The organism is Rhabdonatronobacter sediminivivens (assembly GCF_013415485.1).
Taxonomy (GTDB): Bacteria; Pseudomonadota; Alphaproteobacteria; order Rhodobacterales; family Rhodobacteraceae; genus Rhabdonatronobacter; species Rhabdonatronobacter sediminivivens.
Window position 1 is genome coordinate 1 of the sequence record NZ_JACBXS010000033.1, and the last position, 26,559, is coordinate 26,559.

At 68.5% G+C, this 26,559-nt stretch carries 30 protein-coding genes; 17 read left to right on the forward strand and 13 right to left on the reverse strand.

Going from position 1 to position 26,559, the window contains the following annotated elements; translation table 11 throughout:
- Positions 1–132 precede the first annotated feature (132 nt).
- Complete coding sequence (locus HUK65_RS13995) at positions 133–474, reverse strand: hypothetical protein (protein WP_179906895.1); 342 nt, start codon at positions 472–474, stop codon at positions 133–135.
- Between the two features lie 215 nt (positions 475–689).
- Between HUK65_RS13995 and HUK65_RS14000 the strand changes: the two genes are divergently transcribed.
- From HUK65_RS14000 to HUK65_RS14040, 9 genes are read left to right on the forward strand one after another with little or no spacing between them, the layout of a single operon-like run.
- Positions 690–1,256, forward strand: a complete 567-nt coding sequence (locus HUK65_RS14000; protein WP_179906896.1) for a Na+/H+ antiporter subunit E — start codon at positions 690–692, stop codon at positions 1,254–1,256.
- A 17-nt stretch (positions 1,257–1,273) separates the two neighbouring features.
- Positions 1,274–1,534, forward strand: coding sequence for a monovalent cation/H+ antiporter complex subunit F (locus HUK65_RS14005; RefSeq protein WP_179906897.1), 261 nt, complete (start codon positions 1,274–1,276; stop codon positions 1,532–1,534).
- Positions 1,531–1,827: a cation:proton antiporter gene (locus HUK65_RS14010; protein WP_179906898.1), complete on the forward strand. Its 297-nt coding sequence runs from the start codon at positions 1,531–1,533 to the stop codon at positions 1,825–1,827. The genes HUK65_RS14005 and HUK65_RS14010 overlap by 4 nt, the downstream gene beginning before the upstream one ends.
- Positions 1,820–2,800, forward strand: coding sequence for a hydrogenase subunit MbhD domain-containing protein (locus HUK65_RS14015; RefSeq protein WP_179906899.1), 981 nt, complete (start codon positions 1,820–1,822; stop codon positions 2,798–2,800). The genes HUK65_RS14010 and HUK65_RS14015 overlap by 8 nt, the downstream gene beginning before the upstream one ends.
- Complete coding sequence (locus HUK65_RS14020; RefSeq protein ID WP_179906900.1) at positions 2,790–3,080, forward strand: NADH-quinone oxidoreductase subunit K; 291 nt, start codon at positions 2,790–2,792, stop codon at positions 3,078–3,080. The genes HUK65_RS14015 and HUK65_RS14020 overlap by 11 nt, the downstream gene beginning before the upstream one ends.
- On the forward strand, positions 3,070–4,512 hold the full coding sequence (locus HUK65_RS14025; protein ID WP_179906901.1) for a complex I subunit 5 family protein: 1,443 nt from the start codon (positions 3,070–3,072) through the stop codon (positions 4,510–4,512). Before HUK65_RS14020 ends, HUK65_RS14025 begins: the two co-directional genes overlap by 11 nt.
- On the forward strand, positions 4,509–6,035 hold the full coding sequence (locus HUK65_RS14030; RefSeq protein WP_179906902.1) for a complex I subunit 5 family protein: 1,527 nt from the start codon (positions 4,509–4,511) through the stop codon (positions 6,033–6,035). The genes HUK65_RS14025 and HUK65_RS14030 overlap by 4 nt, the downstream gene beginning before the upstream one ends.
- A 4-nt stretch (positions 6,036–6,039) precedes the next feature.
- Positions 6,040–7,842, forward strand: coding sequence for a complex I subunit 5 family protein (locus HUK65_RS14035; RefSeq protein ID WP_179906903.1), 1,803 nt, complete (start codon positions 6,040–6,042; stop codon positions 7,840–7,842).
- Positions 7,820–10,042: an ATP-dependent nuclease gene (locus HUK65_RS14040; RefSeq protein WP_179906904.1), complete on the forward strand. Its 2,223-nt coding sequence runs from the start codon at positions 7,820–7,822 to the stop codon at positions 10,040–10,042. Before HUK65_RS14035 ends, HUK65_RS14040 begins: the two co-directional genes overlap by 23 nt.
- Before the next feature lie 193 nt (positions 10,043–10,235).
- Here HUK65_RS14040 and HUK65_RS14045 read toward each other — a convergent pair whose 3' ends face one another.
- Genes HUK65_RS14045 through HUK65_RS14055 form a run of 3 tightly spaced genes read right to left on the reverse strand, consistent with a single transcriptional unit; the run spans position 10,236 to position 11,481 of the window.
- Positions 10,236–10,607 carry a Rid family hydrolase gene (locus HUK65_RS14045; protein WP_179906905.1) on the reverse strand — a complete coding sequence of 124 codons (372 nt, stop codon included), beginning with the start codon at positions 10,605–10,607 and terminating at the stop codon, positions 10,236–10,238.
- Positions 10,604–10,975, reverse strand: a complete 372-nt coding sequence (locus tag HUK65_RS14050; RefSeq protein WP_179906906.1) for a Rid family hydrolase — start codon at positions 10,973–10,975, stop codon at positions 10,604–10,606. The genes HUK65_RS14045 and HUK65_RS14050 overlap by 4 nt, the downstream gene beginning before the upstream one ends.
- A gap of 14 nt (positions 10,976–10,989) precedes the next feature.
- Positions 10,990–11,481, reverse strand: coding sequence for a hypothetical protein (locus HUK65_RS14055; protein WP_179906907.1), 492 nt, complete (start codon positions 11,479–11,481; stop codon positions 10,990–10,992).
- Here HUK65_RS14055 and HUK65_RS14060 point away from each other — a divergent pair.
- On the forward strand, positions 11,480–11,902 hold the full coding sequence (locus tag HUK65_RS14060) for a gamma-glutamylcyclotransferase family protein (RefSeq protein WP_179906908.1): 423 nt from the start codon (positions 11,480–11,482) through the stop codon (positions 11,900–11,902). The genes HUK65_RS14055 and HUK65_RS14060 overlap by 2 nt on opposite strands.
- Positions 11,903–11,924: 22 nt before the next feature.
- Positions 11,925–12,935, forward strand: coding sequence for an amidoligase family protein (locus HUK65_RS14065; RefSeq protein ID WP_179906909.1), 1,011 nt, complete (start codon positions 11,925–11,927; stop codon positions 12,933–12,935).
- A 97-nt stretch (positions 12,936–13,032) separates the two neighbouring features.
- Here the strand turns inward: HUK65_RS14065 and HUK65_RS14070 are convergent, their stop codons facing one another.
- From HUK65_RS14070 to HUK65_RS14100, 7 genes are all read right to left on the reverse strand, one after another.
- Positions 13,033–13,461, reverse strand: coding sequence for a DoxX family protein (locus HUK65_RS14070; RefSeq protein ID WP_179906910.1), 429 nt, complete (start codon positions 13,459–13,461; stop codon positions 13,033–13,035).
- Positions 13,462–13,651: 190 nt separating this feature from the next.
- Positions 13,652–14,560, reverse strand: a complete 909-nt coding sequence (locus HUK65_RS14075) for a LysR family transcriptional regulator (RefSeq protein ID WP_179906911.1) — start codon at positions 14,558–14,560, stop codon at positions 13,652–13,654.
- A gap of 123 nt (positions 14,561–14,683) precedes the next feature.
- Positions 14,684–15,934 carry a M20 family metallopeptidase gene (locus tag HUK65_RS14080; protein ID WP_179906912.1) on the reverse strand — a complete coding sequence of 417 codons (1,251 nt, stop codon included), beginning with the start codon at positions 15,932–15,934 and terminating at the stop codon, positions 14,684–14,686.
- Positions 15,924–16,877: an arginase family protein gene (locus HUK65_RS14085; RefSeq protein WP_179906913.1), complete on the reverse strand. Its 954-nt coding sequence runs from the start codon at positions 16,875–16,877 to the stop codon at positions 15,924–15,926. The genes HUK65_RS14080 and HUK65_RS14085 overlap by 11 nt, the downstream gene beginning before the upstream one ends.
- A gap of 21 nt (positions 16,878–16,898) precedes the next feature.
- A complete protein-coding gene (locus tag HUK65_RS14090; RefSeq protein WP_179906914.1) occupies positions 16,899–17,564 on the reverse strand; it encodes an amino acid ABC transporter permease in 666 nt (221 codons plus the stop codon).
- A gap of 74 nt (positions 17,565–17,638) precedes the next feature.
- Entirely contained in the window at positions 17,639–18,442 is an 804-nt protein-coding gene (locus tag HUK65_RS14095; protein WP_179906915.1) for an ABC transporter substrate-binding protein, read from the reverse strand.
- Positions 18,443–18,469: 27 nt separating this feature from the next.
- A complete protein-coding gene (locus HUK65_RS14100; protein ID WP_235442161.1) occupies positions 18,470–19,255 on the reverse strand; it encodes an amino acid ABC transporter ATP-binding protein in 786 nt (261 codons plus the stop codon).
- A gap of 114 nt (positions 19,256–19,369) precedes the next feature.
- Here HUK65_RS14100 and HUK65_RS14105 point away from each other — a divergent pair, with 114 nt between their 5' ends.
- Together HUK65_RS14105 and HUK65_RS14110 are read left to right on the forward strand one after the other, a co-directional pair.
- Positions 19,370–20,275 carry a LysR family transcriptional regulator gene (locus HUK65_RS14105; protein WP_179906916.1) on the forward strand — a complete coding sequence of 302 codons (906 nt, stop codon included), beginning with the start codon at positions 19,370–19,372 and terminating at the stop codon, positions 20,273–20,275.
- Positions 20,272–21,546 carry a M28 family peptidase gene (locus tag HUK65_RS14110; protein ID WP_179906917.1) on the forward strand — a complete coding sequence of 425 codons (1,275 nt, stop codon included), beginning with the start codon at positions 20,272–20,274 and terminating at the stop codon, positions 21,544–21,546. Before HUK65_RS14105 ends, HUK65_RS14110 begins: the two co-directional genes overlap by 4 nt.
- 228 nt (positions 21,547–21,774) lie before the next feature.
- Here HUK65_RS14110 and HUK65_RS14115 read toward each other — a convergent pair whose 3' ends face one another.
- Together HUK65_RS14115 and HUK65_RS14120 are read right to left on the reverse strand one after the other, a co-directional pair.
- Positions 21,775–22,110, reverse strand: coding sequence for a hypothetical protein (locus HUK65_RS14115; RefSeq protein ID WP_179906918.1), 336 nt, complete (start codon positions 22,108–22,110; stop codon positions 21,775–21,777).
- A gap of 95 nt (positions 22,111–22,205) precedes the next feature.
- Positions 22,206–23,111, reverse strand: a complete 906-nt coding sequence (locus HUK65_RS14120; RefSeq protein WP_179906919.1) for a helix-turn-helix transcriptional regulator — start codon at positions 23,109–23,111, stop codon at positions 22,206–22,208.
- Positions 23,112–23,218: 107 nt separating this feature from the next.
- Between HUK65_RS14120 and HUK65_RS14125 the strand changes: the two genes are divergently transcribed.
- From HUK65_RS14125 to HUK65_RS14140, 4 genes are all read left to right on the forward strand, one after another.
- A complete protein-coding gene (locus HUK65_RS14125; RefSeq protein WP_179906920.1) occupies positions 23,219–23,914 on the forward strand; it encodes an ABC transporter permease in 696 nt (231 codons plus the stop codon).
- Complete coding sequence (locus HUK65_RS14130) at positions 23,911–24,642, forward strand: ABC transporter ATP-binding protein (protein WP_179906921.1); 732 nt, start codon at positions 23,911–23,913, stop codon at positions 24,640–24,642. Before HUK65_RS14125 ends, HUK65_RS14130 begins: the two co-directional genes overlap by 4 nt.
- Positions 24,643–24,658: 16 nt before the next feature.
- Positions 24,659–25,471, forward strand: a complete 813-nt coding sequence (locus HUK65_RS14135; RefSeq protein ID WP_179906922.1) for a substrate-binding domain-containing protein — start codon at positions 24,659–24,661, stop codon at positions 25,469–25,471.
- A gap of 93 nt (positions 25,472–25,564) precedes the next feature.
- A complete protein-coding gene (locus HUK65_RS14140) occupies positions 25,565–26,557 on the forward strand; it encodes a MoeA family protein (RefSeq protein ID WP_179906923.1) in 993 nt (330 codons plus the stop codon).
- Positions 26,558–26,559 lie beyond the last annotated feature (2 nt).

Consider the following 26,559-nt stretch of genomic DNA (forward strand, 5'->3'; position numbering starts at 1 on the left):
GGGGGATGCCGAGGGGCGGGGGATGCCGAGGGGCGGGGGATGCCGAGGGGCGGGGGATGCCGAGGGGCGGGGGATGCAAAAAAGCCGGATCACATGGTGATCCGGCTTTCTGTTCTGAACCATCTCGGGGGCTCATTCAGCGGCGATGGCATGGGTGGCTGGGCTGTGCCGATGCTCCGGGCCACGGTCCGAATCCTCGACAATGCGCAGGATGTCGGCGGTCAGTTCGGCATCGCGCTCGGCGCGCCGGGTCAGGTCCTCGACATCCAGCGCCAGGGTTGCGCGCGACAGGCCCAGGCGGTTGAGCTGACGCTCGTTCAGGCGCATCAGGGCGGCGGTGATGATGGTCATGTCGCGCTCTTCCAGCCAGATGTCATAGCTTTCGGGGTCACGGTGGATCAGCCGGCCCCACAGGCCGATCAATCCGTCATTGCCCGCGCGGGGCTTGCGAAACTGCACGGTTGTCGCGGTCATGGACATGGGGTCCTCCGTTCTGTTGATGCCCCGATTACGCGCCGCCGCCGGGTTTAATCCATGTCTCACCAAAGCGTGTGGTTGCGGTGCGAATTCGGCGCCGCACGGGGATTAAACCCGGCTGCCATGCGTAATCCGGGCAATCACCACAACCCGGGACGGCCCCCTGCGCGCCAGCGCGTCGGGTCCGTCCGCATGACATGAGAGAGGCCCCGATGCCCCGTCTGCCGACTGTTGCCAACACCGCCACCGGCCCCGTGCAGGTGCAGGCCAATGCGCTCCTTCTGCCAGGCGAGCGGCCCGCCCCGCGTGCCCGCTGGCGGCGGTTCGGATCGACGCTGCTGGTGCTGGCCCTGATCTGGGGCGGGCTGACCGGGTTCCGCGTGGACGCGCTGGTCTTTGGCGTTCCGGCCGTGCTGGCGGGGGCGTCGCTGGTGTTCCTGATGCCCCTCAGCCCGGGCTGGCGACTGTCGCCGGGCGGTGCGCTGGCCTTTGCGCTGTGGTTCGTGCGGCTGAGCGTCCGCGGCGCGGTCGATGTTGCGTCGCGGGCGTTTTCCCCGCGCATGGGGCTGCGCCCGGGGTTCCGGAGCTACGTGCTCTCCCTGCCTGCGGGCGCACCGCGGGTGATGTTCCTGAACACGGTGACGCTGCTGCCCGGCACCCTTGCCGCCGAGATCGACGGCGACAGGGTGAGCGTTCACATGCTGGACACCAGCGCCGACCTGCAGGCCGATCTGGGCGCGCTGGAGCAGCGCATCGCGGCCCTCTTTGCCCTGATCTGAGCGACGGAGTTTCCCCGATGAGCATTTTCCTTGGCACCATCCTTGTCCTGCTGCTGGCCAGCATCCTGGCCGGGCTGATCCGGGTCCTGCGTGGTCCCGCCCCGGCCGAACGGATGCTGGCGGCGCAGCTCTTCGGTACCTCGGCGGTGGCGATCCTGCTGATCCTGGCCCATGTGCTGCACCTGCCTGCGCTGCTGGATGTGGCGATGGTCTTTGCGGTGCTGGCGGCGGTGACGCTGGTGGCCTTTGTCGTCCTGGCCTCGCGGAGGGCGGAATGATGCAGGAGCTGATTGCCGCCATCCTGATTGCGCTGGGCACCGTGTTCTTCATTGCCGGGACGCTGGGCCTGCTGCGGTTTCCGGACATCTATTGCCGCCTGCATGCCCTGACCAAGGCCGACGGCCTGGGGCTGGGGCTTATCGCGCTGGGGGCGGCAGTGCTGCTGGCCACGCCGGGCGCGCTGTTTCGCATCGCGCTGATCTGGGTCTTCGTTGCCCTGGCCAGCGCCACCTGCGGCCATCTGGTCGCCCGCTACGCCCGCCAGACCGAAAGGACGCCCCGCCATGATTGACCCCTATGTCATTCTGGACCTGCTGCTGGGTCTTGCGGTGGTCGCGCTGGCGGCGGCCGTGCTGACGGTGCGCGACCTCTTCGCGGCGATCGTGCTGTTCATCGTCTTCGGGCTGCTCTCGGCGCTGGCCTGGGTGCGGCTGGCCGCCCCCGATGTGGCCCTGGCCGAGGCCGCCATCGGCACCGGCCTGACCGGCGCGCTGCTGCTCAAGACCCTGCACCATCTGCGCTACGTCACCGGCTCGCTGGACCGGCAGGCCGCGCTCAGCGTGACACCCGTTCAGCCCGTGCCCATGGCCGTGATCTGGGTTAATGCGGCATTTTGCGGGTTGGTCACCCTGGGGCTGGCCGCGGCCTTTCTGGGCGCGCCGCGCAACGGGCCGGGCTTCGATGCGCTGGTGGCCGAGGCCATGCCCGCCAGCGGCGTGGAACACCCGGTCACGGCGGTGCTGCTGAACTTTCGCGCCTATGACACGCTGATGGAGGTTGTGGTGCTGCTGGCCGCCGTCATCGCCGTCTGGCAGATCGAGCGCGGCCTGTCCGAGGCCCCGGCCCCCGCGCTGGGCGAGGTCTGGGCCGGGTTTGCCCGGCTGGTCCTGCCCGCGATCGTTGTCATCGGCACCTATCTGCTTTGGGTCGGGGCCGAGGCCCCGGGCGGCGCCTTTCAGGGCGGCGCGGTGCTGGCCGCCGTGGGGCTGTTGCTGCTGCTCTCGCGGCTCTATGTGCCGCGCCCGGCGCATCGTGGGGTGGCGCGGCTGGGGTTCGTGCTGGGCACCGGCGCCTTTGCCGCCGTGGCGCTGCTGGTGGCGGGGGGTGGGCGCGTGGCCTTCGAATACCCGCTGGAGCACGCCAAGACCCTGATCCTGCTGATCGAGGGGGTGGTCACCATTTCCATCGCCATCACCCTGGCCGCGCTCTTTCACGGGCGCGAGCCGGTGGCCCTGAGCGCATCGGAGACGCGCCATGACGCCTGACATCATCTACGGAGTGACCGGCATCGCGGTCTTTGCCATCGGGCTGGTGGGGGCGCTGTGTGCGCAGGACCGGTTGCGCCGGGTGCTGGCGCTGAAGCTGGCCTCGGTCGGGGCGGGGTTCGTGCTGGTGGTGGCGGCCTGGCGCGCGCCGCCCGCCGCCCCTGACCCGGTGCCGCACGCGCTGGTCATCACCGGGATCGTGGTGATGGTCAGCGCCACCGCCGTGGCCCTTGCCCTGATCCGCCGTCTGCAAAGCCTGGAGGCCGAAGATGCAGAGTGACCCGATGACCCTGACCCTGTTCGCGCCGCTCTTCGGGGCGATCCTGGCCTTCCTCTTTCCGCGCGCAGCCCGGGCACTGGGGTTGGTGGCGGTGCTGGTCACTGGCGGGGCCGTTGTCTGGCTGGCCCGCGCCGTGCTGGCCGAAGGCGCCGTTACCCTGGCGCTGGGCGGCTGGGCGCCGCCGCTGGGGATCAGCCTGCGCGCCGATGGGCTGAGCGTGGCCATGCTGGCCATGACCGCCGCCGTGGGGCTGCTGGTCAGCCTTGGCGCGCTGGACGCCCTGCGCGACGCCCGCCAGACGCGGTATTTCTGGCCGCTGTGGCTGTTGCTGCTGACCGGGATGAACGGCGTTTACCTCAGCACCGATATCTTCAACCTCTATGTGATGATCGAGGTGATCGCACTGGCCGCCGTGGGCCTGACGGTGCTTTCGGGCACGCGCGCGGCGCTGCGCGCCGGGCTGGAGTACATGTATGCCAGCATCCTTGGCGCGCTCTTGTTCCTCATGGGGGTGGGTTTTGTCTATCTGCAACTGGGACGGCTGGATTTCGCCGGGCTGATCACGGCCGAACCTTCGGGCGCGCTGAGCGCGGCGCTGGCGCTGATGGTGGTGGGGCTGGCGCTGAAAACCGCGCTGTTCCCGTTGCATTTCTGGCTGCCGGCGGCCCATGCGAATGCCACCGCGCCCGCAAGCGCGCTGCTGTCTGGGCTGGTGGTCAAGGCGGCGCTCTATATCTTCCTGCGGCTGACCACCTATATGCCGCTGCCGGATGAGGTTCTGGTCACGCTGATCGGCACCCTGGGCGCGGGCGCGGTGATCTGGGGTGGCATCCAGGCCCTGCGGGCCGAGCGTCTGAAGCTGCTGGTGGCCTGGTCCACGGTGGTGCAGATCGGCCTGATCTTCATCGCCTTTGCCCGCGCGGGCCAGGTGGGGCTGACCGAAAGCTGGAAGGCGGCGGCGCTGCTGATCCTGGCCCATGGCGTGGCCAAGGCCGCCATGTTTCTGGCCGCAGGGCGGATCAAGGACGAGGTCGGCCATGACACCATCCGCGAACTGGACAAATCCGCCATCCGCCCCACGCTGGCGCAATTCACCTTTGCCCTGGCGGCGATCAGCCTGATCGGACTGCCGCCCAGCCTTGGCTTCATCGGCAAATGGTCGCTGATGGAGGGGGCCATGGCCGCGGGCTACTGGCATTGGGTGGGCGTCACCATGATCGGCACCCTGCTGTCGGTGGCCTATTTCAGCCGCGTGCTGGCGGGGTTCCTGCGCTTTGACCGGGTTCGCGCGCCGCTGGGTGAGCATCAGGGCTGGGCGCTGGCGGATGTGGCGCCGCTGACGCTGGCGGTCTCGGCCATCGGGCTGGGCCTGCTGGCCGCACCTATCCTGAGTTTCATCGAACTGGGCTATCCTTTCGGAGCCATGCCATGATTGATCTTTCAACCGCACTGAATACGGCGGTCCGCAGCGATGTGCCGCTGCTGCCGCTGTTCATCCTGCTGACCTCGTTGCTGGCCGCGCCGGTGCTCTTTGCCCTGCCCGAGCGCGCGGCACGTCTGCGCACCGGGCTGAACCTGGGCGTGGCGGCGATGAAGGTTGCGCTGGTGGCCTGGCTGGGGATCAAGGTCAGCCAGGGGGTGATCTATGATGTCAGCTTTGCCATGCTGCCGGGGCTGGAGTTCAAGCTGCAGGCCGATCCGCTGGCGATCCTGTTCATCTCGCTCTCGGCGATCCTGTGGCTGATCACCACCGTCTATTCCGTGGGCTATCTGGAGCGCGGGCCCCATCGGGCGCGGTTCTTCGGTTTCTTCAGCCTCTGCGTGGCGGCGACGGTGGGCATTGCCATGGCCGGAAACCTGTTCACCTTCCTGATCTTCTACGAGTTGCTGACGCTGGCGACCTATCCGCTGGTGATCCACCGAGGATCAGCCGAGGCGCTGCGCGCGGGGCGGATCTATCTGATCTACACGCTGGCGGGGGGGCTGGTGCTGCTGCTGGGCACGCTGGGGCTGTGGGTACTGGCGGGCAATACCGATTTCACCCCCGGCGGCGTGCTGGACGCCGTGGTTGCCGAAAACCGCGCCGCCGCGCAACTGCTCTTTGTGGTGCTGGTGGGCGCGCTGGGGGTAAAGGCGGCGCTGGTCCCGCTGCACGCCTGGCTGCCCATCGCCATGGTGGCCCCGGCGCCCGTGTCGGCGCTGCTGCATGCGGTGGCGGTGGTCAAGGCCGGGGCCTTTGGCATCATGCGTGTGGTCTACGAGGTCTTTGGCATCGACACTGCCCAGGCGCTGGGCCTGACCGCGCCGCTGGCGGCACTGGCGGCGGTGACGATCCTCTACGGCTCGCTCAGAGCGATCACCCAGGACGACATCAAGAAGCGGCTGGCCTATTCCACGGTCAGCCAGGTCAGCTACATCACCCTGGGCGTGGCGCTGGCCAGCCCTGTCGCCGCCGTGGGCGCGCTGGCGCATCTGATCCATCAAGGCTTGATGAAGATCACCATGTTCATGGCTGCCGGTAACCTGGCCGAGGGGATGGGGGTGAAGCGCGTCAGCCAGATGGACGGGATCGGCCGCGCCATGCCGGGCACGATGCTGGCCTTCTCAGCCGCCGCGCTGGCCATGATCGGGCTGCCGCCGCTCGCCGGGTTTGTCAGCAAATGGTATCTGGCGCAGGGCGGGCTGGACGCGGGCGCAGCCTGGGTGGTGGCGCTGCTTCTGGGCTCCAGCCTGCTGAACGCGGTGTATTTCCTGCCCATGCTCTATCGCGCCTGGTTCCGCGATGGCAGCGAGACCTGCGCAACCCCGGCCCGGCCCCGGATCGGCTGGTGGCTGGCCGCGCCCCCCATCACCACCGCGCTGATGGTGCTGGTGGTGGGCGGGTTTGCCAACGCCCCCTTCAGCCCGCTGGAATGGACGCGCTTCGTCGTCGCCATCGAATATCTGCAGGAGTAACCCCATGTCGCTTGCTGTTTTCCTTCTTGCTGTCGGCTGGCCGCTGGTGATGGCCTTTCTGCTGCTGTTCAAGGCGGCCCGGCCGATCCTGTGGCGGATGATGCCGCTGGCACCGCTTCCGGCGCTGGTGCTGGCGCTGCTGACCCCGGGGCCGGTGCTGGTCACGGGTGAGTGGTTCGTGCTGGGGCTGACCATGGGGCTGGAGCCGGTCTCGCGCCTGTTCCTGATCTTTACCGCCGTGCTGTGGGTCGCCGCCGCCAGTGCCGCGCGCCAGTGGATGCGCGAGGACCCCCGCGCCACCGGCTTTGGCGTGATGTTCCTGATGGCCATGAGCGGCAATCTGGGGTTGATCCTGTCCAAGGACGCCATGGCCTTCTACGGCGCCTTTGCGCTGATGAGCTTTGCCTCCTACGGGTTGGTGATCCATAGCCGCGATGCGGCCGCGAAAGCGGCGGCGCGGCTCTATATCGGCTTTGTCGTCATCGGTGAGCTGATCCTGTTTTCCGGCCTGGTGCTGGCGGCCACGCAGGCCGGGTCCCTTCTGCTGGCCGATATGCGCGCGGCGGCGCTGTCGGATCTGGCGGTGGCGCTGCTGCTGACGGGCTTCGGGATCAAGCTGGGGGTGATGCCGCTGCATTTCTGGCTGCCGCCCGCCCATGGCGCCGCCCCCGTGCCCGCCAGCGCCGTGCTGTCCGGCGCGATGATCAAGGCCGGGCTGTTCGGCATCCTCTCGGCCGTGCCTCTGGGGGTGGTCAGCTATGGCGATCATGGCACGGTGGTGATGGCGGCGGGCATGGTGACACTCTTTGCGGCCCTGCTGCTGGGCCTGCAGCAGACCGGGGCCAAGACGGTGCTGGGCTTTTCGAGCGTCAGCCAGATGGGGATCATTGCGCTGGGGCTGGGGGCAGGGCTGATGACGCCTGCGGCCTGGGCGGCGATCCTGCCGGTGCTGGTGTTCCTGGCCGCGCATCATGCGCTGGCCAAGGGGGCGTTGTTCCTGGGCGTGGGGGCCTGGGCCGCGCAACAGGGGGCAGGGGCGCGGCTGGCACTTGGCGCGGCGCTGTTGGTCCCGGCGCTGGTTCTGGCGGGGGTTCCCTTCAGCTCTGGCGCGCTGGGCAAGGAGGCGCTGAAGGCTGCGCTGGCGGGCGGCTCTCCGGTCTGGCTGCCGTGGCTCACGCTGGCGCTGACCCTTTCGGGGGTCGCCACGACCCTGCTGATGGCGCGCGCGGGGGCGCTGTTGTGGCTTGCGCCGCCCTCTGCCCCCCGCACCCGCCCCGAGGCCCTGGCGCTGCCCTTCCTGGGGCTGGGCGGCGCGGCGCTGGCCCTGCCGATCCTGTGGCCTGTGCTGGACCCTGCCATGGCCGCCCCCGTGCGGACCAGCCCGCCCGGCGCGCTCTGGCCGGTGGGGCTGGGCCTGGCCATGGCGTTTGCCGCTGCCCTTACCGCCCATGCGCAGAAAATCGGCCCGGTGCGCTTCCTGGCCGGGATTATGGCGCCGTTTCATGCGTTTTCCACACAGTTGAGCAGCCTGTGGGCCCTCAAGCGCAGGGCGGCCCGGCGCACCGGCTACGCGTTGCCGCGGATGCTGGAGCGCCATGCCGCGTGCTGGCGCCTGGGGCAGACAGCGGTGGCGGCCCTGATCGCAGCGGTGCTGATGATCGAGGTCGCGGCCAGCCAGCGGGAGGCTCGGATCACAACGCCGGCGGTGCAGATGTTCACGCAGCCGGACGCGCCCGGCATCGGCACCGCCGATGCCCCCGGGCACAGGCAGACGGAGGACCACCATGCGCCACGAGAGCCACTTTGAAATCGACCAGCACACCCCGGTTTCCGCCGCCCCTGATGGGGCGGCGGACAGCCGCGCGGGACAGTTCACGCTGACCCGCTTCAGGGTCAGCAACTTTCGTTCGGTCAGCGATTCCGGCTGGTTGACGCTGGACCGGGTGACGGCGCTGATCGGGGTGAATGAATCGGGCAAGACCAACCTGCTGCTGCCGTTGTGGAAGCTCAACCCCGCCAGCGGCGGCGCGCTGGAACCCATTGCCGATTACCCCAAGGCGCTCTTTGCCACCCTCCGCGCCGCGCCCGACCAGTTCCAGTTCATCACCGCCGAATTCGATACCGGCCAGCACGCTGCGACCCTGGCCAGGCTGGCCGGCATCCCCGAGGCACAGGCCCGGCGGGTGTCGGTGGCGCGGCTCTACAGCGGCGCCTACCAGATCGCCTTTCCCGATTTCGCCCGCGATGATGACGCGGCCCTGACCCGCGCCTTTGCAGCCCTGCGCCAGGCGCTGGCGGCGCTCGATGACAGCGCGGACCCGTTGCAGCCGCAGGCGCTGGCCCTGGTAGAGGGGCTGCTGGCCGAATTGCAGGGGCAGGACCGGGTCACGGCCAATGACCTGCGCCTGGCGCGCAATGCCGTCAGCGCCCTGATCCCCCGCGACCCGCCCGCCGTCAGCGCTGTCATTGCGCAACTGCGCCGGTTGCAGTCCGAACTGGGCACTCAGATGGCGGCCATGCTGACCCCGGACCCGGCCTCGCATGAGGAACTGCGCCGCGCGGTGATAGCGCTTCTGCCAAGGTTTGTCTATTATTCGAACTACGGCAATCTGGACAGCGAGATCTACCTGCCGCATGTGGTCGAGAACCTGCACCGGCGCGACCTGGGCGCCCGCGAAAGCGCCAAGGCCCGGACGCTGAAGGTGGTGTTCGATTTCGTGGGCCTGCAGGCGCAGGAGATCCTGCAACTGGGCCGGGATTTCCGCGATATCCGCGATGAGGCCGAGGCCCGCATGATCGCTGAACAGGGCCGGACCGGGGTGCTGCGCAGCCTGTGGATGCGTGCCCGCGGCCAGCAGCACCAGCCGGACCCCGCGCTTCTGGCGCAGATTGCCCAGGCCAAGCGCACCCGGTCGATCCTGCTGCAATCGGCGGGCACCAAACTGACCGAGCGTTTCGCTGAATGGTGGAAACAGGGGGACTATCGCTTCCGCTTCGAAGCCGATGGCAATCATTTCCGCATCTGGGTCGCCGATGCCCGCCGCCCCCAGGAGGTGGAGCTGGAGCACCGCTCCACCGGGTTGCAGTGGTTCCTGTCCTTCTTTCTGGTCTTCCTGCACGAGGCGAAGGGCGCCCATGACAATTGCGTGCTGCTGCTGGATGAGCCGGGCCATTCCCTGCACCCGCTTGCCCAGCGTGACCTGTCGGTGTTCTTTGACGGGTTGGGGGCGCGCAACCAGATCATCTATACGACGCATTCGCCCTTTCTGGTCGATGCCGACCGGCTGGCCCGGGCGCGCAAGGTGTTCATCGACCGTGACGGGTCAACCCGGGCCACGGATGACCTGCTGCTGGCCGAGGGCAGCGACACCCGGCACGGTGCGGGGTTTGCGGTGCGCGCGGCGCTCAATCTGGCCGTGGCCGAGGCCAGCATGCACGGCACGCGCCCGGTGCTGGTGCAGGGGCAGGTCGAGCAGGCCTATCTGGCCATGATGAAGACCCAGTGCATTGCCGCCGGGGCGTTCGCTCCGCGTCATGATCTGGTCTTTGCCCCGGCCTGCAACGCGCGGATCATGCATGTCATGGCGCGCATGCTCAGCGAAGAGGATCAGGGCCCGCCGCCGGTGCTGGTCGATGACGGCGCCCGGGGCAGGGGGGTCAAGGCCGGGCTGGGCGACAGCGCCGCCGTTCTGGACCTGGAGCAGATCACCGGGCTGGAGGGTGCGACGATCGAGGACCTGATGCCCGCCGAGGACCTGGCCCGCCAGCTTGACCGGGTGGAGCGCCGCCCCGAACGGCTGTTCGCCGATTGTCTGGACCCGCAGCGGCCCTTTGTCGCGCAGGCCCTTGCCTGGGCCGAGGCCGAGGGGATCACCCTGGCCGATGACTGGCGCCTGGCCCTTGCCACACGGATGCGCAAGCATGTGCTGGGCGACGGGCAGGGGGCCGCGCTGCACGGGGTGCTGCCGCGCTGGACGGCGCTGCTGCGCGCGCTGTCCGGCGCCTGAGCCCCGCGCGCGCCGGGTGGGGTCACGGCGGCGGATGGGGCTGGTCCCGGCATCCCGGCGCAGCATGTGACCCGTGCCCGGGCTTTTCCAGGTGCCAACCGGCGGCACGTGTCCCGGCGGATAGATCGGCGCGCCGATGTCGCGCCGGGATGCCCTGCCCCGGGTGGTCGATGGGCAGGGCCTGCTGTCCGTGTCATGCGGTTTGCGGGCTGCGCATGGCCCAGGCGCGGATTTCCAGAAGCGAATCGCGCCGCGATGCCGCCATTTCCACCACCGACAGGCCCGGCGGGGCGGCCGGGTCGATCCAGGCGTTCCAGATCGGCACGAAGGCGGGCCAGTCGCCCATATCGGCCAGCCAAAGCTGCACCGCCACGATGCTGTCATGGCTGCTGCCCATCTCGGCCAGCAATTCATCGACCACGGCCAGGATATCGCGGGTCTGGCCGGTGAAATCGGCGCTGTTGTCGGGGGCGGTCAGGCAGACCGAGGCGATCTCCCCCGCCGCCGAGCCTAGGAATATCTTCGGCCCCTGCCCGCCGATACGTCCGGTTTTCTGGATGCTCATGCCGCAGGCTCCGGGCGGTAGGCCACGGCCACGATCTCCAGCAGCAGGTCGGGGCGGTAAAGCTCGCCCGAAACGCAGGTGCGCGCGGGCGGGTTGGCCGCGTCCACCCAGCCGTTCCACACCGCGTTGAGGCCCGAGAAATAGCGCATGTCCTTCAGCCAGATGGTGACGGTGAACAGGTCCTTCTGCGCCACGCCCGCGTCCTCCATCAGCGCCTCCAGCCGGGTCAGCGCGTCCTGCGCCTGGGCCTTGATGTCGCCATCCAGATTGCCGGGCTGCACCCCGGTGAAATGGACCCAGGGGCCAGAGGTGCACAAGAGCGCGCGATGGGCGCCGTCCATGGTTTCGGTATGGGTGCGTGTGATCATATGCTTTGCCTTCGTCAGTTGGTTTTCAGGTCCGGGTCGAACGGGTAGCGCCGCGCATCCCCCGGCAGGTTCAGCCCCGGCACCGCGCGGAAGATGGCCAGCCCCGGGAGTATCGCCATCCACCACACACCGGACATATACGACCGCGCGTCCGAGGGCATCCCGCCCCGGACCGGAATGCGCGGTGGCATGCCCAGGTCCAGGGCGATCAGCCGGGGCCTGCGGATACCGGCGCGGCGCGCATCAGCGCAGCACCTTGGAAGCCCACCGAATGCAACAGCGCGCGCTCCATCGGTCCAGTCCGGGGCCTGTGTCTCCTCCGGACCACGGGCAACGACGCCCTGCCGGGTGTCATGGGGCGTGATCTGGCCAGCCGCGCCTTCTCTGAACCGCGGCGCGCGCCGATCATGCAGATCATCCTCGCCGCCTTGTGCGAAAACTCCGGGACATTCTGGCCGAAACTGCCCTATGTCTGCGGGCATGATCTTTTCCAGAAACAGGCTCATGACCTTATTTCTTCTGCTTGTCCTGCTGCTGGCCCTTGGCTTTGCCGTGGCCCGCGCGCCCTTCTATCTGCCCGCCCCGGACGCCAACGCGCCCCCCGTGCCCGAGGGCGACAGCCATGTCTTCGGCTTTGCCACATTGACCAGCCCGGTGGTGCGCCTGGTGGTGGTGGGCCGCCCCGTGCCCGCCGAACCCGCCCAGTTGCGCGGCTTTACCCGCCACCGGCGTGATCTGCGCGACAGCCCGGACATGGTGCTGCAGGGTGTGCGCTTTCGCGTCACCCCCGAAGAGCTGCGCCGTCTTGACCGCTATGAGCGCGCCGGGCGAAGATACCGCCGCGATCTGCTGCCGCTGGAGGATGGCACCCTTGCCTGGGTCTATCGGCTGATCGGCGAAAGCGGGGTAGAGGCCCTGCAGGACTGACCGGGAGAAAGGGGCACCGTGAATGCCTGATCTGCACGCCTGCCTGCCCCATGACCGTTTCCTGCCCCTGCCCGATCACGGCACGGCACCCGGCGCCGGGCGGCGCGTGGGGGTCGAGGTCGAATTCGCCGGGCTGGACGTGGCGCAGGCCGCCCGGGTCATCGCGCGGGTGTGCGGTGGCCAGCTTTCGGCGCAGGATGGGCGCGAGATCCAGGTGCGGGGCAGCGCGCTGGGCGATATCCGCGTGGAACTGGATATTGCGCTGAAGCGGCAATGGGCCGAGGATCTGGCCGCGCATCTGCTGGGGGATCTGATCCCGGTCGAGGTGATCACCGAACCCCTGCCGCAGGGCGATCTGCCGCGGATGGCCGATCTGATGCGGCAACTGGTGGCGGCGGGGGCGCTGGGCACGAAGGCGAAGCTGGCCTATGGCTTCGGCATCCATTTCAACATCGAACTGCCTGACGATGATGGCGCAGCACTTGTTGCCGCCGCGCGCGCCTTTGCCCTGTGCGAGGACTGGCTGCGCGCGGCCGATCCGCTGGACCCGGCGCGCCGCGTGCTGCCCTTTGTGGCCCCCTTTCCGCCCGCGCTTGTCGCGCATCTGGCGGGGGCAGGGGGTTGGACCCCGTCCGATCTGGCCCGCGCCATGGTGGAGCATGCCCCCTCACGCCATTTCGGGCTGGACCTGCTGCCCGCGCTGGAACATCTCTGCCCCGGGGCGCTTGCGGGCATCCCCGAGGGTCATCTCAAAGGGGGGCGTCCGGCCTTTCACTACCGCCTGCCCGAGGCGCGGCTGGATTGGGCGGACTGGTCGCTGGCCTATGAATGGAATCGCTGGGTGGTGGTCGAACATGTGGCCGCCGACCCTGAGTTGCTGGCCGCGCTTGCCGCGGACTGGGTGGCGCAAGAGGCCGATGCGCCCCGGGGCGACGGCCATGACTGGCCCGCGCGGGTTGAGGCCTTGATCGCCCGGTCGGGCCTGCCTGCGCGTATGGGGCTGACAGGAGCCGCCGCCGTGCCGGGGGCGTGACGGGCTGGCAGATGTCCGTGGCGTTCCCGCATCGACCGGACGCGCCGCTGCGTGTGGGTGGTGGTCGGCGCCCCGGGGGGCGCCGGCCGCGTTGGGCTTAGCGGTCACGGCCCAGGGCAACGGCGCCGTTGCCCAGCAGCGCCTGCACGATCAGCGCCACCGACCAGAAGGCGGGGAATTCCCAGCCGCCGCCGGGGTTCGAGAAGAAGAAGCCCGCCGCCCAGTGCGGATAGATCGAGCCCAGCAGGATCGGCAGCAGTGCCAGCGACACCCAGCGCGACCACAGGCCCAGGATCAGGGCGATCCCGCCCAGCCCTTCGGCGACGATCACCACATAGGCAAGGAACCCCGGAAAGCCGATGCTTTCGAAAAAGGCCACGGTGCCCGCAGGGGTGAAGAGCACGAGTTTCATCCAGACATGGGCAAGGAAGAAAACGCCCATGGTCACGCGCAGCAGCGTGGCGGCCAGATCGGCATTGCTGACACCGGCCAGCAGGCCGGGACGGTCGGCGGTGGTATAGGTCATCTTTAGAACTCCGTTGGATGCAGTGGTATCGGGTGTGTTGCGATGCAGCCGATATGCACCCGTGCCGTGAAAATGATAATCCGCCTGGTTGGCAGATGATTGCATCCGAAATGGAAGAAATCAGGCCAGCCCGGCCCCGATACCCTGTGCTTGCCAGACCTCCGCTACCAACCCCCGCTACCAACCCCCGCTACCAACCCTTGTCCCAGGGCGGGGTGCCACGGTAGCGTTCGGCCAGGAAATCGACCAGCAGGCGCACCTTGGCGGCCAGGTGGCGGCTGTGGGGATAAAGCGCATGGATGGCGAAGGGTTCGGGTTCGAACCCCTGCAGCACCTGTAGCACCCGGCCCGCGCGCAGGGCTTCGGCGGCCACGAAGGAAGGCACGCAGGCCAGCCCAAGCCCGGCTTCGGCCGCGCTCAGGCAGGCGATGGCGCTGGAAAAGCGCAGCCGCCCGCGCACCGGCACCACGGCGGGCTGGCTTGCAACCCGGAAGGGCCAGCGCCCCGGATCGCGGAAATTGGTGTCGAGGATGCAGGGCAGATCGGACAGCGCCCGGGGGGTCCGGGGGGTGCCGTTGCGCTCCAGCCAGTCCGGCGTGGCAACGACGATGATCCGGACATCGCACAGTCGGCGCACGATCATGCTGGAATCGGCAGGGCGGCCCACACGGATTGCCATGTCGAAGCCTTCGTCCACCAAGTTCACTGCCCGGTCCGAGAAGCTGACATCCAGCGCGATTTCAGGCCATTTCAGCGCAAAGTCATTGAGGATCGGCGTCAGTTCCAGCCCGCCGAAGGTCACGGGCGCGGACAGGCGCAACCGGCCCCGCGGGGTCAACGTGACATCGCGCACCGCCGCGTCCAGGTTGTCGAACTCCTCCAGCAGCGGGCGCAGCCGGTCGAAATAGGCCTGCCCGGCCTCGGTTGGGGCAAGGGCGCGGGTGGTGCGGTTCAGAAGCCGCACGCCCAGCGCCCCCTCCAGCCGCGAAACCAGCTTGGACGCCTGCCCCGAGGTCGTGCCCAGCCGCGCAGCCGCGGCGGTGAAGCTGCCGGCCTCCATCACGGCGGCGAACATCCGGTCACAGGCAAGTCGGTCCAAGAATTGCGTCCCCCGCAACGGCCATGGCGGCCCTTGCCGATACAGTAGCGCGTTTTCGCAGGGAACAGGACCCGTTTTGCCGCCGTCAGGGTGGTTTGCCCGCGCGTGGGCTGCGGCCCGGTGTCAGCCCCCGGTCAGGTAGTTCCGGATGGAGGCGCCATAGGCGGCAAGCAGCGGGGACAGCTCGTCAATCATCAGCGCCTCGTCCGGGGCGCCCAGATTGCGCGGGCTGAGGCCCAGGACCACGCAATCCATCCCCGCGCGGCGCCACAGCCGCGCGTCCGAGCCGCCGATGCGCATGTCCGCCCAGGCGCTGCCGTCCGCCGCTTGGCGGGCGCCCTTGAGGGCAGCGCGGGCGATGGGGGTGTGGGCGGGGGTCCAGGTCGGTTCATAGCGGCGCGTGATCGTCCAGCCCAGGCCGGGGATCGGCCGCAAGAGGGCCTCAAGCCGTTCCTCGGTGCGGGCGACAGTTGCGCCCAGGGGCAGGCGGATATCCAGCCCCGCCTGCGCCCGGGCGGGCACCAGATTGGGCGAGATACCGGCAGACATCTGCCCCAGATTGACGGTGACGCGCTGCATGACCGCCCGGGCGGCGGGCGGGTCGGCATGGGGCAGGGCGGCGGCCTCGGCCATGACGGCGGCGGCATCGGCGGGCGTTTCGGGCTGGATCCGTTCCAGCGTCCGCAGGGCGGTGATGGCGTCGATCAGCCGGTCGGCCGCGTTGACCCCGGCCTGCACATGGGCGCCATGGGCCTGCTGACCCTCGGCCCAGAGGTCCAGCCAGATCATGCCCTTTTCGCCCAGCCGCAGGGCGCGCGGCCCGCCCACATCGGCGACCATGACCGCATCCCCGCGCACAGCCTGCGGCATGTGGTCGATCAGCCACTGGGTGCCCAGCTCGCCCATGCGTTCCTCGTCTCCGGCCAGCACCAGCACGACCGACCCCGCAAAGGGCCGCATCCGTTCGGCGGCCATGCGCAGCGCTTCGATAAGCACCGCCACACCCCCCTTCATGTCGGCCGAGCCGCGCCCGTAAAGCAGCCCCTCCGCCACCGTGCCGCCCAGCGGATCATGGCGCCAGGCCGTGGCATCGCCGATGGGATAGGTGTCCAGATGCCCGCTGAGCACCAGCCGCGGCCCCGGCGCGCCGCCGTCCAGCGTGGCAATGACATTGAACACCGGGGCCACGCTTTCGACGATCTGCACATCCACACCTTCGATCGCGCGCAGATAGTCGGCGGTCAGCCGGGCCATGGCGCCGGTGTCGCTGGGCGGGGTCTGGCTGTCGATACGGACCATGGCCTGCGTCATGGCAACCAGCCTGTCGTGGCGTGCCTGCGCCAGTGCGATCAGGGTTTCGGCGTCAAACGGCATGTTGCCCCCGCGCGGCGTCGATCAGCAGCAGGATCTCGAAGGTCACGGTGGCGGCCAGGAAGGCGGTCATGCCGCCGATGTCATGGGGGGGGCTGACCGTGTTCACATCGGCGGCGACGATGTTGAGCCCGCGCAGGTCGCGCAGAAGCTCCAGCCCTTCGCGCGCGGAAAACCCGCCCCATGCGGGCGTGCAGACCCCCGGCGCGCAGGAGGGATCGAACACATCCATGTCCCAGGACAGATAGACCGGCCGCCCCTCCAGGGTTTCGCGCAGGCGGGCCACAGCCTCGGCCCGGCCCTGGGCGGTGTATTCGCGCATGGTCATCAGGTTGTAGCCCAGCGCGCGGGTGGCGTCATAGACCCCTTGGCGCATGGTGGTGCCGCGCAGCCCCACATGCCAGGAAGACCCGGCGCTGACCCGCTGTTCCAGCGCCGCATGGGTGAACTGGCTGGCGGCGTCATAGCGGTGGTCCTCGTTCACCGGATAGGCGTCGGTGTGGCTGTCCACATGCAGCACCGCCAGCCCCGGATACCGGCGCGAGGCCGCCCGCACCAGCGGCAGCGACACGCTGCCATCGCCGCCAAAGCCGATGGGCGCGGCCCCGTGCGAGACCAGCCGCCAGGCGGCCTCTTCGATCAGGGGAAAGGCCTCTTCGGCACGCGAAGGCACCAGCCGCACATCGCCCGCGTCGATCACGCCCATCTCGGCCAGCACATCGCGGTCGGCCAGTTCGGACTGGTAGCGCCGCACCAGCCCGGATTGTTCGCGGATCGCCGCCGGTCCCTGGCGCGATCCGATCCGGAACGGATGCGTTCCGCAATCGAAGGGGCAGCCCAGGATCGCCGCCGCGGCGCCGCTGGCATCGGTGGAATGGGGCACGCCCATGAAGGTTGCGGGCGGCACGAAAAGCTCCGTCTGCGGCACGGTGTCTGCAGTGGTCATGCGGGTATCCTGTCTGTTCTGTCAGCGCCGCGCCAGGCGCCGTTCCCATGCCCGGATCGCCATGGCCAGCGGCCAGCAGATGACGAAATAGACGATGGCAATGAAGGTGAAGACCTCAAGCGGGCGGAAGATCGAGGCCGAAAGTTCCATGCCCCGCCGGGTGATCTCGCCCACGGAAATCACCGCGCCAAGGGATGAGAACTTGATAAGCTGCACGAAATTCGCGGCCAGCGGGGGCAGGGTCATGCGCACGGCCTGCGGCAGCACGATCCGGAACAGCGTCTGGGTGCTGGACATGCCCAGGACGCGCGCGGCTTCGCGGTGGCCGACGGGCACGGCCTGTATCCCGGCGCGATAGGCTTCGGCAATGAAGGCCGAGGAATAGACGCTCAGCCCGATCACCAGCGCCGTCCAGGCGTTGATGTTGATGCCCAGCGCCATCGGCAGCACGTAATAGATCCAGAGCAGCTGCACCAGGATCGGCGTGTTGCGGATCAGCTCGCCCCAGGCCACGCCGATCATGCGGAAGGGGAGAAACCGCGACATGTCCAGCAGCGCGATGATCATGCCGCCGATCATGGCCAGAACCAGCGTGATCGACGAAATGTAGAGGGTCTGTTGCAGGCCGGACAACAGGAATTCCAGATTGGCCGGGATCACGTCCCAGCGAAAGCGGTAGCCGCCCATAAGAGCATCCTTTGGGTCAGAGACGTCTGGTCAGGGGCGCGCGCCGCCACCAGAGCGGCGCGCGCAGGTCAGCGTCAGGGCGCGACGATCGGGCCCAGGCTGTTCTTTTCGGCGAAATACTGCAGCCGTCCGTCCAGCTTGATCGTGTCGATGAACAGGTTGACGTAGTTCAGCCAGATCTGGTCGCCCTGGGGCACCACATAGGAATAGGGCGTCATGCGCAGGGGTTCGTCCGGTTCGATGGTCATGGCCCAGTCGAATTCATCGGTGACCTTCACGGCCGTGGGAAAGTCGGTCATGATCACATCGACGCGGTTGGCGACCAGTTCGGCCTCACGCGTGGCCGGGGGGGCGATAACGACCAGTTCGGCCTCTTGCAGGTAATCGGCCATGAAGGGTTCGATATAGCTGCCCAGCGATACGGCAACCCGGTGGCCTGGCTGGTCGATATCCGACCAGGTGGTGATCTCGCCGCCTTCGCGGGTGACGGCATAGATGCTGGTGATCAGATAGGGCTGCGAGAATTCGACCGCCTGTGCCCGCGCCAGTGTGGCGCCGATGCCGAACATGCCGATTTCGCATTTGTCCGACTGCAGATCGGCAATGAAGGTGCCGAAGCTGGATTCGACGATCTCAAGCTCGGCGCCCAGTTCGTTGGCCAGTTCCTGGGCCAGGTCGGCGTCGATGCCCTCGATCTCGCCGGTGGCGGGATTGCGGAAGGAGATGGAATAGTAGAGCGGATACTGGCAGACCCGCAGCACGCCGTTTCGGGTGATTTCGAACAGGCGCGATTCGGTCTGTTGCGCCTGCACCTGCTCTGCGGGCATGGCGATGGCAAGTGTCGCCCCGGCGGCGGCGATGGTAAGAAGTTTCTTCATTGGTCCTGACTCCCTGTCCTGATGTTGTCAGTCTTCGAATTGACGCAGGAACCGCTTGGCGCGGTCCGTCTGCGGGGTTTCGAAAAAGGCGCGCGGGGCGCCTTCCTCGACGATCGCTCCCTCATCCATGAACACGATCCGCGTGCCGACATTGCGCGCGAAACCCATTTCATGGGTGACCACAACCATGGTCATGCCTTCCCCGGCCAGCGCGCGCATGACCAGCAGCACCTCGCGCTTCAGCTCGGGGTCCAGGGCGGATGTCGCCTCGTCGAACAGCAGGACCTTGGGGCGCATGGCCAGGGCGCGGGCGATGGCCACGCGCTGCTGCTGCCCGCCCGAAAGCCGCGCGGGATAGACATCGCGCTTGTCGCTCAGCCCCACCTTTTCCAGCAGGGATTCGGCTTCGGCCACGGCCTTGGCCCGGGGTGTCTTGCGGACCCGGACCGGCGCTTCGATGATATTCTGAAGCACCGTCATATGCGGCCATAAATTAAAATGCTGGAACACCATGCCGATATCGCGGCCCATGGATTGCGCGGCCTTCTTGACCGCGCGGGTCTGATCCGGCTGGCTGATGATCTGGCCTTCCATCCGCACGCAGCCCAGGGAAGGTGTTTCCAGCAACGCAAGGCAGCGCAGCAGGGTGGTCTTGCCCGACCCTGACGGGCCGATCATGCACACCACCTCCTGCGGGTGGATCGCCAGGTCGATCCCCGAAAGCACCTGCACATCACCAAAGCTTTTCGACAGCGCTTCGGCGGCAATCAGCGCCGTTTTCGTTGCTGCTGGGGTGGCCAGTTCCGTGGACATCAAAGACTCCTGCCTGTTCATAAAATAATTTTATAAGTATGGATAAGTTTGCCTTGCAAGATGATTCTGCGTCATTCAAACAAAGAAAATTCCCAACTATCAAAATTTATGCACATGGACGTAAAACTGCTCGAAGCCTTCTGCGCCGTGATGGACACCCAGTCCGTCACCGAAACGGCGCGCCGCATGGGGATCACCCAGCCCGCCGTCAGTGCGCAGATCGCGCGGCTGGAGGCGCATGTCGGATTCGCCCTGTTCGAACGCGTGGGGGGGCGGCTGAAACCCAGCGATGCCGGCCGCCGCTTCCATGCCGAGGTCATGGACGCACTCAGCACCATCGACCGGCTGAGCGATGTGGCGCGCAATATCCGCACCGGCGCGGTGGAAACGCTGGTGGTGGCCAGTCATCCCAGCGCCTCGATCTCGTTGCTGCCGCAACTGATCGGCGATCTGCGCGCCGCAAACCCCGGTGCCCGGGTGCGGATGATCAACCGGACCTCGGAAGCCGTGCGCGCCATATTCGAGGCCGGCGGCGTTGATGTTGCCGTGACCGAATGGCCCGTGAACCTGCAGGGCATCACCCTCAAACGCTATGAGGTGCCCACCGTCGCCATCCTGCCCGAAGGGCACCCGGCCGCCGCGCATGATGTGCTGACCCCGCAGCTTCTGTCAGGCGCGCCGTTCGTGGCCATGCCGGCATCGCGGTTGATCGGGCACCGGATCCGCGCGGTGTTTTCCGATCATGGCGCCGTCTATGAGCCGGTCATCGAAAGTGAATATTTCAGCACAATCTGCGGGCTGGTGGCAGCAGGGTGCGGGGTCTCCATCGTCGATTACTGGTCGGCAAGGAGCTTCAGCCGCCTGGGGTTGGTGGTCCGTCGCTTCGACCCCGCCATCCGCTATGAAATCACCGTGTTCCGCCGCGCGGACAGTCGCCCCTCGCCGCTGACCGAGGATCTGCTGACCCGGCTGGACCAGCGGCTGAGCGAAGACCCCTGGGCCGCAAAAGAAAGGAAATGACCCATATGTCCGACACGCCTGATACCCGCTTGTGGGCCGAGTTTGCTGCCATCTGCGATTGTGGCGGGCGCCAGTCCGGAACCGCGTCCGAACGCGCGGCGGTGGCGCTGCTGGACCGGCTGGGCCGCGCGGCGACGGGGGTTGCCCCGCAGGTGCTTGAAACGGCGTATGACGGTTGGCGCGCCATCGAGGCCTCGGTAACGGATGCAGCGGGCCAGGTTCTGCCCGCCACCGCCCTGTTGCGCAGCGCGCCCACGCCGGACGACGGACTGGCGCTGGAGTTGATCGACCTGGGCCGGGGCACGGCTGCGGATTTCGCCGCACAGGCGGGGGCCATCGCCGGGCGTGCGGTCATGGTCCGGCATGAACTGATGTTCTGCGCCGACACGGTCCACCGGCGCCTGAAATACGGCTGGGCGCTGGCGCATGGGGCGGCGGCTTTCATCATCGTGGGGCCGGACGAAGGGTCCAGCGTGGCCGGGTCTTCGGGGCGGGGCGGCGAGGCGGGCATTCCCGCCATCGGCATTGCCCCCGAAACCGCGCGGCAGCTTCTGGCCGGTCAGGCCGGGCCGGTGCCCATCCGGCTGACGCTGCTGACCGAGGAAGCCCCCGCGCTGGCCCCCAACCTGATCTTCGATATGCCCGGCGGCACCGCGGAATCGCCCGGGGACCGCAAGGAATGGGTGGTGCTGTCGGCCCATCTGGACGGACATGCGCTGGGCGAAAGCGCCATCGACAATGCTTCGGGCTGTGCGGTGGCGCTGGCTGTGGCGCGCGCGCTGGCCCCCGGGATGGCCGAGCGCCGCCGCGGTCTGCGGCTGGCCTTCTTCAATGTCGAGGAATGGGCCCTGACCGGATCGGCGGATTATGTCGCCCGGCTCAGCCCTCAGGACCGCGCCGCCATTGCCCTGAACGTCAATCTGGATTCGGTTGCGGGTGGCAGCAGGCTGACGGCCCTGACCAGCGGTTTTGCCGGGATCGAACCGATGCTGCAGGGCTGCGCGGACCGTGTCGGCCTGCCGCTGGGCCTGCACCGGCCCCTGCAACGCAACTCGGATCACGCCAATTTCGCCGAAGCCGGCATTCCGGCCTTCCGCCTGGTCGCCGGTTTCGGCGAACCCGAGGCCCGGACCCGCCATCTGCTGACCCGGTTCGATACGCGCCAGATCGTCGCCCCGCAGGCGCTGGAGGAGGCCCGCGCCCTGGCGCAGGCAATCTGCGAAACCGCGCTGGACGCCCCGCCCGAGGATGCCGCCAACTGGCGTGCCTGACCGCCCAGGCCAAACGGGGCCGGGGCTGCACCCGGACCCCGGACAAGGCATTCGCCGCTGCCCGGGCCCCGGGTGCCGAGGGCGTGATCATATGGGTTGAAGGATCATCACCAGTATCGTGTAGATCGCCGTTCCCGCAAAGAACCCGACCACAAGCCATAAGCGCAGCGTATCCATCTGCGTTCTCCTGGACATACTCTGCCGTTTGCGCCTGCATGACAGGCGGTTTCAGACTTTGGTGGCCGTCACAGGCGGGGCGCGGATCGGAAGGGTGCGGCGCAGGGCGACCGGCACCGGCCGGGGATGCTGCCATTGCGCGCGGGCGATGGCCTGTGCCCGCAGCGTCAGCGTGGCGGGCCGCATCCGGGTTTCGGGGTCATCTGCACCGGTCTGCGGCGCGGGTTCCAGGCGCGCCTCGCCGCGCCCGGTCGGCTCAAGCCACAGGGGGGCGGCGTCTGCGGGCGGCGGCTCGGATGCGGCATGTGCAAGCTGTTCGCGTGCCTCATCGTGCAGCAGACTGCACAGGGCCAGCAAACCCCCCAGGATCAGGGACAGAGCGCGCATGTCACGGCAGCCTCATGCAGGGACCGCAGACAGATGGGACCTGCGGCGGTGTTTGTAAAGGGATCAGGTGCCGGGCTGTTCGTGGCCGCGGCGCCCTAGCCAGTCCAGGATACCTGTCCTGTGTTCGTGGTGTTGTATCCTTGCATGTGTCTTGCGCGCCTGGAGAAGGTTTCGGTGCGTGCGAAGGCCAGCAGGGTCTGGATGGGCTGGGTGAAGTAGTCGCGTTTGGTCATGGCCAGATCGAAGCTTTCGTCGGTGACGAGGGGGATGAAGCCCAAGTGCCCCGCAGCGGCCTGCAGTCCCAGTCCGAGGTCTGCCTCGCCGGTGTCGATGAGGGTTGCCAGATCCGCATGTGTTTCGGCGGGCCGGGCGAGGGTTTCGAGGTCATCCTGCGTCAAGCCCTCGCGCGCCAGCAGCACCTCCAGCAGCCGGGCGGAGCCCGCACCGCCTGCGCGCGTGGCAAAGCGCAGGCCGCGCGCGGCGGCGTCCTTCAGCCCCGTGATGCCCAGCGGGTTGCCGGGGGCGGTGATCAGCCCCTGGGTGCGCCGCGCCCAGTGGATCAGGACATGGCTGCTGCCGGGCAGGTGCGCGCGGGCGGCGGCGCGGTTCCAGTCGCCCGTGTCGGGGTCCAGCAGGTGCAGCCCGGCCAGCACCGCGCGCCCCTCGGCCAGATCCTCCAGCCCCTGGCCCGATCCGCGCGCCAGCACGGCCAGCCCGCTGCCGGACTGGCGCAGCGCCCATTCCAGCAGCGGATCGTTCGACCCGGCATAGATCGGCGGGGCGGGGGCGATACCGGTTCCGGGCAGTTCCGTCTGCGCCTCAAGCCAGGCATCCACCAGCCGGCGCGGGAACAGCAGCTTGCCGGTGGCGCGGCTGAACGGGATCGTCTGGCGGGCGACCATCTCGTAGATCGTGCGTTCCTTGACGCGCAGGTAATCGGCGACCTCGCCGGTGGTCATCAGCGGCGAGGAGACAGCCGGGTCAGCGGGGCTCGACGTCAAATCTGCTTCAGGGTTCTGCATTCTCATGCATTCCTATGCATTACTTACATGTTTGAATTCTACTTTGTTTTCTGCTCCATTTCCACTGCTTTATGTAAGGATTCTCCATGGGCGGCCCCTTCGCAACTGCCTTCAGCCTGATCGCCAGCGGCGATCCCGCCCTGATGCAGATCATCGGGCTGAGCCTGCGCGTCACGCTGACCGCCGTGCTGATGGCCTGCGCGGTCGGCCTGCCGCTGGGGGCGGCGCTGGCGCTGGCGCGGTTTCCGGGGCGCGGCGCGGTGATCGTGGTCTTCAACGCGCTCATGGGCCTGCCGCCGGTGGTGGCGGGGCTGATCGTCTATCTGATGCTGTCGCGCTCGGGACCCTTCGGCTCGCTTGCGCTCCTGTTCACGCCGACCGCGATGATCATCGCGCAAACGCTGCTGATCCTGCCCATCGTCATCTCGCTGACCCGTTCGGTGGTCGAGGATCTCTGGGCCGAATACCGCGAGCAGCTCCTGTCGCTGGGCGCGGGACGGTTGCGCGCGGTGCCGACGCTCTTGTGGGATGGGCGGGTGTCGCTGCTGACCGGCGTGCTGGCGGGCTTCGGACGCGCCAGTGCCGAGGTCGGCGCGGTGCTGATCGTCGGCGGCAACATCGCAGGCCACACCCGCACCATGACCACGGCCATTACGCTGGAAACCGCGCGCGGGCAGCTTGGGCTGGCGGTGGCGCTGGGGATCATCCTGCTGACGCTGACCCTGACGCTGAACGCCATCGCCTGGGGGGCCGGGCAATGGGCGCGGGGGCGGCTGGGATGAAGATTGCGCGGGATATCGCACCACCCATCCTGCCCTTGTCGCTGGAGGATATGGGCTATGCCGTGGGTGGCAAGACGCTTCTGTCCGGCATCACCCTGCGGATCGAGGCCGGGCAACGGCTGGTCGTCATGGGCGCGAATGGCGCGGGCAAGAGCCTCTTTCTGCGCCTGTGCCATGGGCTGATCGACCCCACGCAAGGCCGCCGCCGCTGGGCCAGCGACGAAGCGCGCGCCGAGGCACAGGCAATGGTCTTCCAGCGCCCGGTGCTGCTGCGCCGTTCGGTGGCCGCGAACCTCGACTATCCGCTGGCGCTGAAGGGTCTGCCCCGCGCCGCGCGCCGGGAAACCGTCGCCCGCACGCTCGACCGCTTCGGCCTGAACGATCTGGCCGAGCGCCCTGCGCGCCTGCTGTCCGGGGGCGAGCAGCAGCGCCTTGCGCTGGCCCGGGCCTGGGCGATGCGCCCGCAGGTGCTGTTCCTGGATGAGCCCTCCTCGGCGCTTGACCCTTCGGCCACGCGGATCATCGAAGAGATGGTCGCGCAATTCTCGGACGAAGGCATCACCATTGTGATGACCACCCATGATCTGGGCCAGGCCCGGCGTCTGGCCGCGCAGGTGGCGTTTCTGCACCGCGGACGCCTGATCGAGCACCGCCCCGCCGCCGAGTTCTTCGCAGGCCCCGAGGCCGCCGAGGCCCGCGCCTTCCTTGCAGGCGATCTGATCTGGTAACCGCAGGGAGCGCCCCATGACCCATGCCCGCCGCTTCATCCTGTCCGCCGCATCGGGGCTTGCGCTGATTGCCGCGCTGCCCGCCACCGCGCAGGACTTCATCACCGTCGCCTCGACCACCTCGACCGAGAATTCGGGCCTGTTTGGCCATATCCTGCCGATGTTTCAGGAGGAAACGGGCATCGAAGTGCGCGTTGTGTCCCAGGGCACCGGCCAGGCACTGGAGACCGGGCGGCGGGGTGACGCCGATGTGGTCTTCGTTCATGCCCGCGCGCAGGAAGAGCAGTTCGTCGCCGATGGCTACGGCGTGCAACGCTTCGACGTGATGTACAACGACTTCGTCATCGTCGGCCCGGGCGATGACCCTGCCGAAGTGCGCATGGCGGCTGACGCAACGGCGGCCATGACCGCGATCGCGGTAGCCGAGGCCGCCTTCGCCTCGCGCGGGGATGACAGTGGCACCCATGTTGCCGAAGCGAACCTCTGGGCCGCCGCCGGGGTGGCGCCTGCGGGCCGCTGGTATCTGTCCACCGGCTCGGGGATGGGGGCGACGCTGAACACCGCCGCCCAGGTCCCGGCCTATGCGCTCACCGACCGCGGCACCTGGCTGAGTTTCGAGAACCGCGGCGATCTGGAGATTGTGTTCGAGGGCGACCCGGTGCTGTTCAACCCCTATGGCATCATCCTCGTGAACCCTGAACGTCACGCCCATGTGAAGGCCGAACAGGGGCAGGCGTTCATCGACTGGGTCACCTCCGACGAAGGCCAGGCCGCGATTGCCGACTTCACTGTGGGCGGCGAACAGCTCTTCTTCCCCAGCGCCGCGTAACGCGCCGGGCCGGGACCTGCATGCCCGGGCGCCGGTGCCGCGCGCGCCCCGGGTGCCATTGTTCTTTGCGCGGCGGCGGATTATCTCAGCGCCATGAGCCACCTCACGCCTCTTGAGACCTGCCTTGCGCAGGCGCTGGACGGGATCGCACCCGTTGCCCCGGAGATGGTGGCACCGTGGGAGGGCTGCGGCCATGTCCTGGCCCGTGATCTTGTGCTGCCCCATGATCTGCCCCCCGCCCCCGAGGCGCTCTGCGCAGGCTTTGCCGTGGCGGCGCTGGATCTGGTGGGCGCAAGCGGCGGATCGCCGGTGGCGCTGGATGCGCCGCAGCGCGTGGCCCCGGGCGCGGCGATGCCCCCGGGCACCGATGCGGTGTTGCCCGAGGAGGGCACCGACACGCCCCCCGGCCTGATCGAGGCCATCCGCCCCGTGACCCCGGGCGAAGGTATCCGCCGCGCAGGCCATGACGGGCGCGCGGGGGCCATCCTGGTCGCCGCGGGCCGGCGTCTTGCGCCCCGGCACGGGCTGATCGCGGCGCGCGCGGGGATCGATGCGCTGCCCCTGCGCCGCCCGCGCGTGGCGGTGGCGCTGGAGGATGCGGAACAGGCAGGTTTTGCCCGCGGCTGGCTTGCCACACTTGGCGCCGTGGAGTGCGAGGGCGCGGCGGATCTGACCCTGCGCCCGGTGCAGGACCATGCCCCCCGGCTGGCCCTTGCGCCTGCACAGACCGCCTGGCTGTCGCCTGCGGACGGAACCAGGGGGCTGGTGCTGGAGGTTCCGGCCCGCTTCGATGCCATGGTGGCCGCGCTTCTGGGGCTGGCCTTGCCTGCGCTGGCGCACCTGGGCGGGGCGGTGCCCGGCGCCGAAACCCGCCCGCTGGCGCGCAAGCTGACCGCGACCGTGGGCCTGTCGGAACTGGTGTTGCTGGCTGAAAGCGATGACGGCTGGCTGGCGCAGCCTGCGGGTCTGGTCACGCTTTCGGGGCTGGCCGCCGCCCGGGGCTTTGCCATCCTGCCCCCGGAAAGCGAAGGGCTGCCCGCCGGTGCAGCCCTGTCGGCAACCCCGCTTGATCTGCCCTTCGGATGACC

Excerpts from the sequence above, each read along its gene's own strand:
- HUK65_RS14085 (WP_179906913.1), bottom strand. The coding sequence starts at position 16,877 with ATGACCACTGCAGACACCGTGCCGCAGACGGAGCTTTTCGTGCCGCCC.
- HUK65_RS14000 (WP_179906896.1), top strand. The coding sequence starts at position 690 with ATGCCCCGTCTGCCGACTGTTGCCAACACCGCCACCGGCCCCGTGCAG.
- HUK65_RS14050 (WP_179906906.1), bottom strand. The coding sequence starts at position 10,975 with ATGATCACACGCACCCATACCGAAACCATGGACGGCGCCCATCGCGCG.
- HUK65_RS14110 (WP_179906917.1), top strand. The coding sequence starts at position 20,272 with ATGACCCATATGTCCGACACGCCTGATACCCGCTTGTGGGCCGAGTTT.
- HUK65_RS14040 (WP_179906904.1), top strand. The coding sequence starts at position 7,820 with ATGCGCCACGAGAGCCACTTTGAAATCGACCAGCACACCCCGGTTTCC.
- HUK65_RS14105 (WP_179906916.1), top strand. The coding sequence starts at position 19,370 with ATGGACGTAAAACTGCTCGAAGCCTTCTGCGCCGTGATGGACACCCAG.
- HUK65_RS14020 (WP_179906900.1), top strand. The coding sequence starts at position 2,790 with ATGACGCCTGACATCATCTACGGAGTGACCGGCATCGCGGTCTTTGCC.
- HUK65_RS14140 (WP_179906923.1), top strand. The coding sequence starts at position 25,565 with ATGAGCCACCTCACGCCTCTTGAGACCTGCCTTGCGCAGGCGCTGGAC.
- HUK65_RS14070 (WP_179906910.1), bottom strand. The coding sequence starts at position 13,461 with ATGACCTATACCACCGCCGACCGTCCCGGCCTGCTGGCCGGTGTCAGC.
- HUK65_RS14030 (WP_179906902.1), top strand. The coding sequence starts at position 4,509 with ATGATTGATCTTTCAACCGCACTGAATACGGCGGTCCGCAGCGATGTG.
- HUK65_RS14010 (WP_179906898.1), top strand. The coding sequence starts at position 1,531 with ATGATGCAGGAGCTGATTGCCGCCATCCTGATTGCGCTGGGCACCGTG.
- HUK65_RS14035 (WP_179906903.1), top strand. The coding sequence starts at position 6,040 with ATGTCGCTTGCTGTTTTCCTTCTTGCTGTCGGCTGGCCGCTGGTGATG.
- HUK65_RS14115 (WP_179906918.1), bottom strand. The coding sequence starts at position 22,110 with ATGCGCGCTCTGTCCCTGATCCTGGGGGGTTTGCTGGCCCTGTGCAGT.
- HUK65_RS14055 (WP_179906907.1), bottom strand. The coding sequence starts at position 11,481 with ATGAGCCTGTTTCTGGAAAAGATCATGCCCGCAGACATAGGGCAGTTT.
- HUK65_RS14005 (WP_179906897.1), top strand. The coding sequence starts at position 1,274 with ATGAGCATTTTCCTTGGCACCATCCTTGTCCTGCTGCTGGCCAGCATC.
- HUK65_RS14135 (WP_179906922.1), top strand. The coding sequence starts at position 24,659 with ATGACCCATGCCCGCCGCTTCATCCTGTCCGCCGCATCGGGGCTTGCG.
- HUK65_RS14015 (WP_179906899.1), top strand. The coding sequence starts at position 1,820 with ATGATTGACCCCTATGTCATTCTGGACCTGCTGCTGGGTCTTGCGGTG.
- HUK65_RS14130 (WP_179906921.1), top strand. The coding sequence starts at position 23,911 with ATGAAGATTGCGCGGGATATCGCACCACCCATCCTGCCCTTGTCGCTG.
- HUK65_RS14090 (WP_179906914.1), bottom strand. The coding sequence starts at position 17,564 with ATGGGCGGCTACCGCTTTCGCTGGGACGTGATCCCGGCCAATCTGGAA.
- HUK65_RS14095 (WP_179906915.1), bottom strand. The coding sequence starts at position 18,442 with ATGAAGAAACTTCTTACCATCGCCGCCGCCGGGGCGACACTTGCCATC.
- HUK65_RS14045 (WP_179906905.1), bottom strand. The coding sequence starts at position 10,607 with ATGAGCATCCAGAAAACCGGACGTATCGGCGGGCAGGGGCCGAAGATA.
- HUK65_RS14060 (WP_179906908.1), top strand. The coding sequence starts at position 11,480 with ATGACCTTATTTCTTCTGCTTGTCCTGCTGCTGGCCCTTGGCTTTGCC.
- HUK65_RS14065 (WP_179906909.1), top strand. The coding sequence starts at position 11,925 with ATGCCTGATCTGCACGCCTGCCTGCCCCATGACCGTTTCCTGCCCCTG.
- HUK65_RS14025 (WP_179906901.1), top strand. The coding sequence starts at position 3,070 with ATGCAGAGTGACCCGATGACCCTGACCCTGTTCGCGCCGCTCTTCGGG.
- HUK65_RS14100 (WP_235442161.1), bottom strand. The coding sequence starts at position 19,255 with ATGTCCACGGAACTGGCCACCCCAGCAGCAACGAAAACGGCGCTGATT.
- HUK65_RS14080 (WP_179906912.1), bottom strand. The coding sequence starts at position 15,934 with ATGCCGTTTGACGCCGAAACCCTGATCGCACTGGCGCAGGCACGCCAC.
- HUK65_RS14125 (WP_179906920.1), top strand. The coding sequence starts at position 23,219 with ATGGGCGGCCCCTTCGCAACTGCCTTCAGCCTGATCGCCAGCGGCGAT.
- HUK65_RS13995 (WP_179906895.1), bottom strand. The coding sequence starts at position 474 with ATGACCGCGACAACCGTGCAGTTTCGCAAGCCCCGCGCGGGCAATGAC.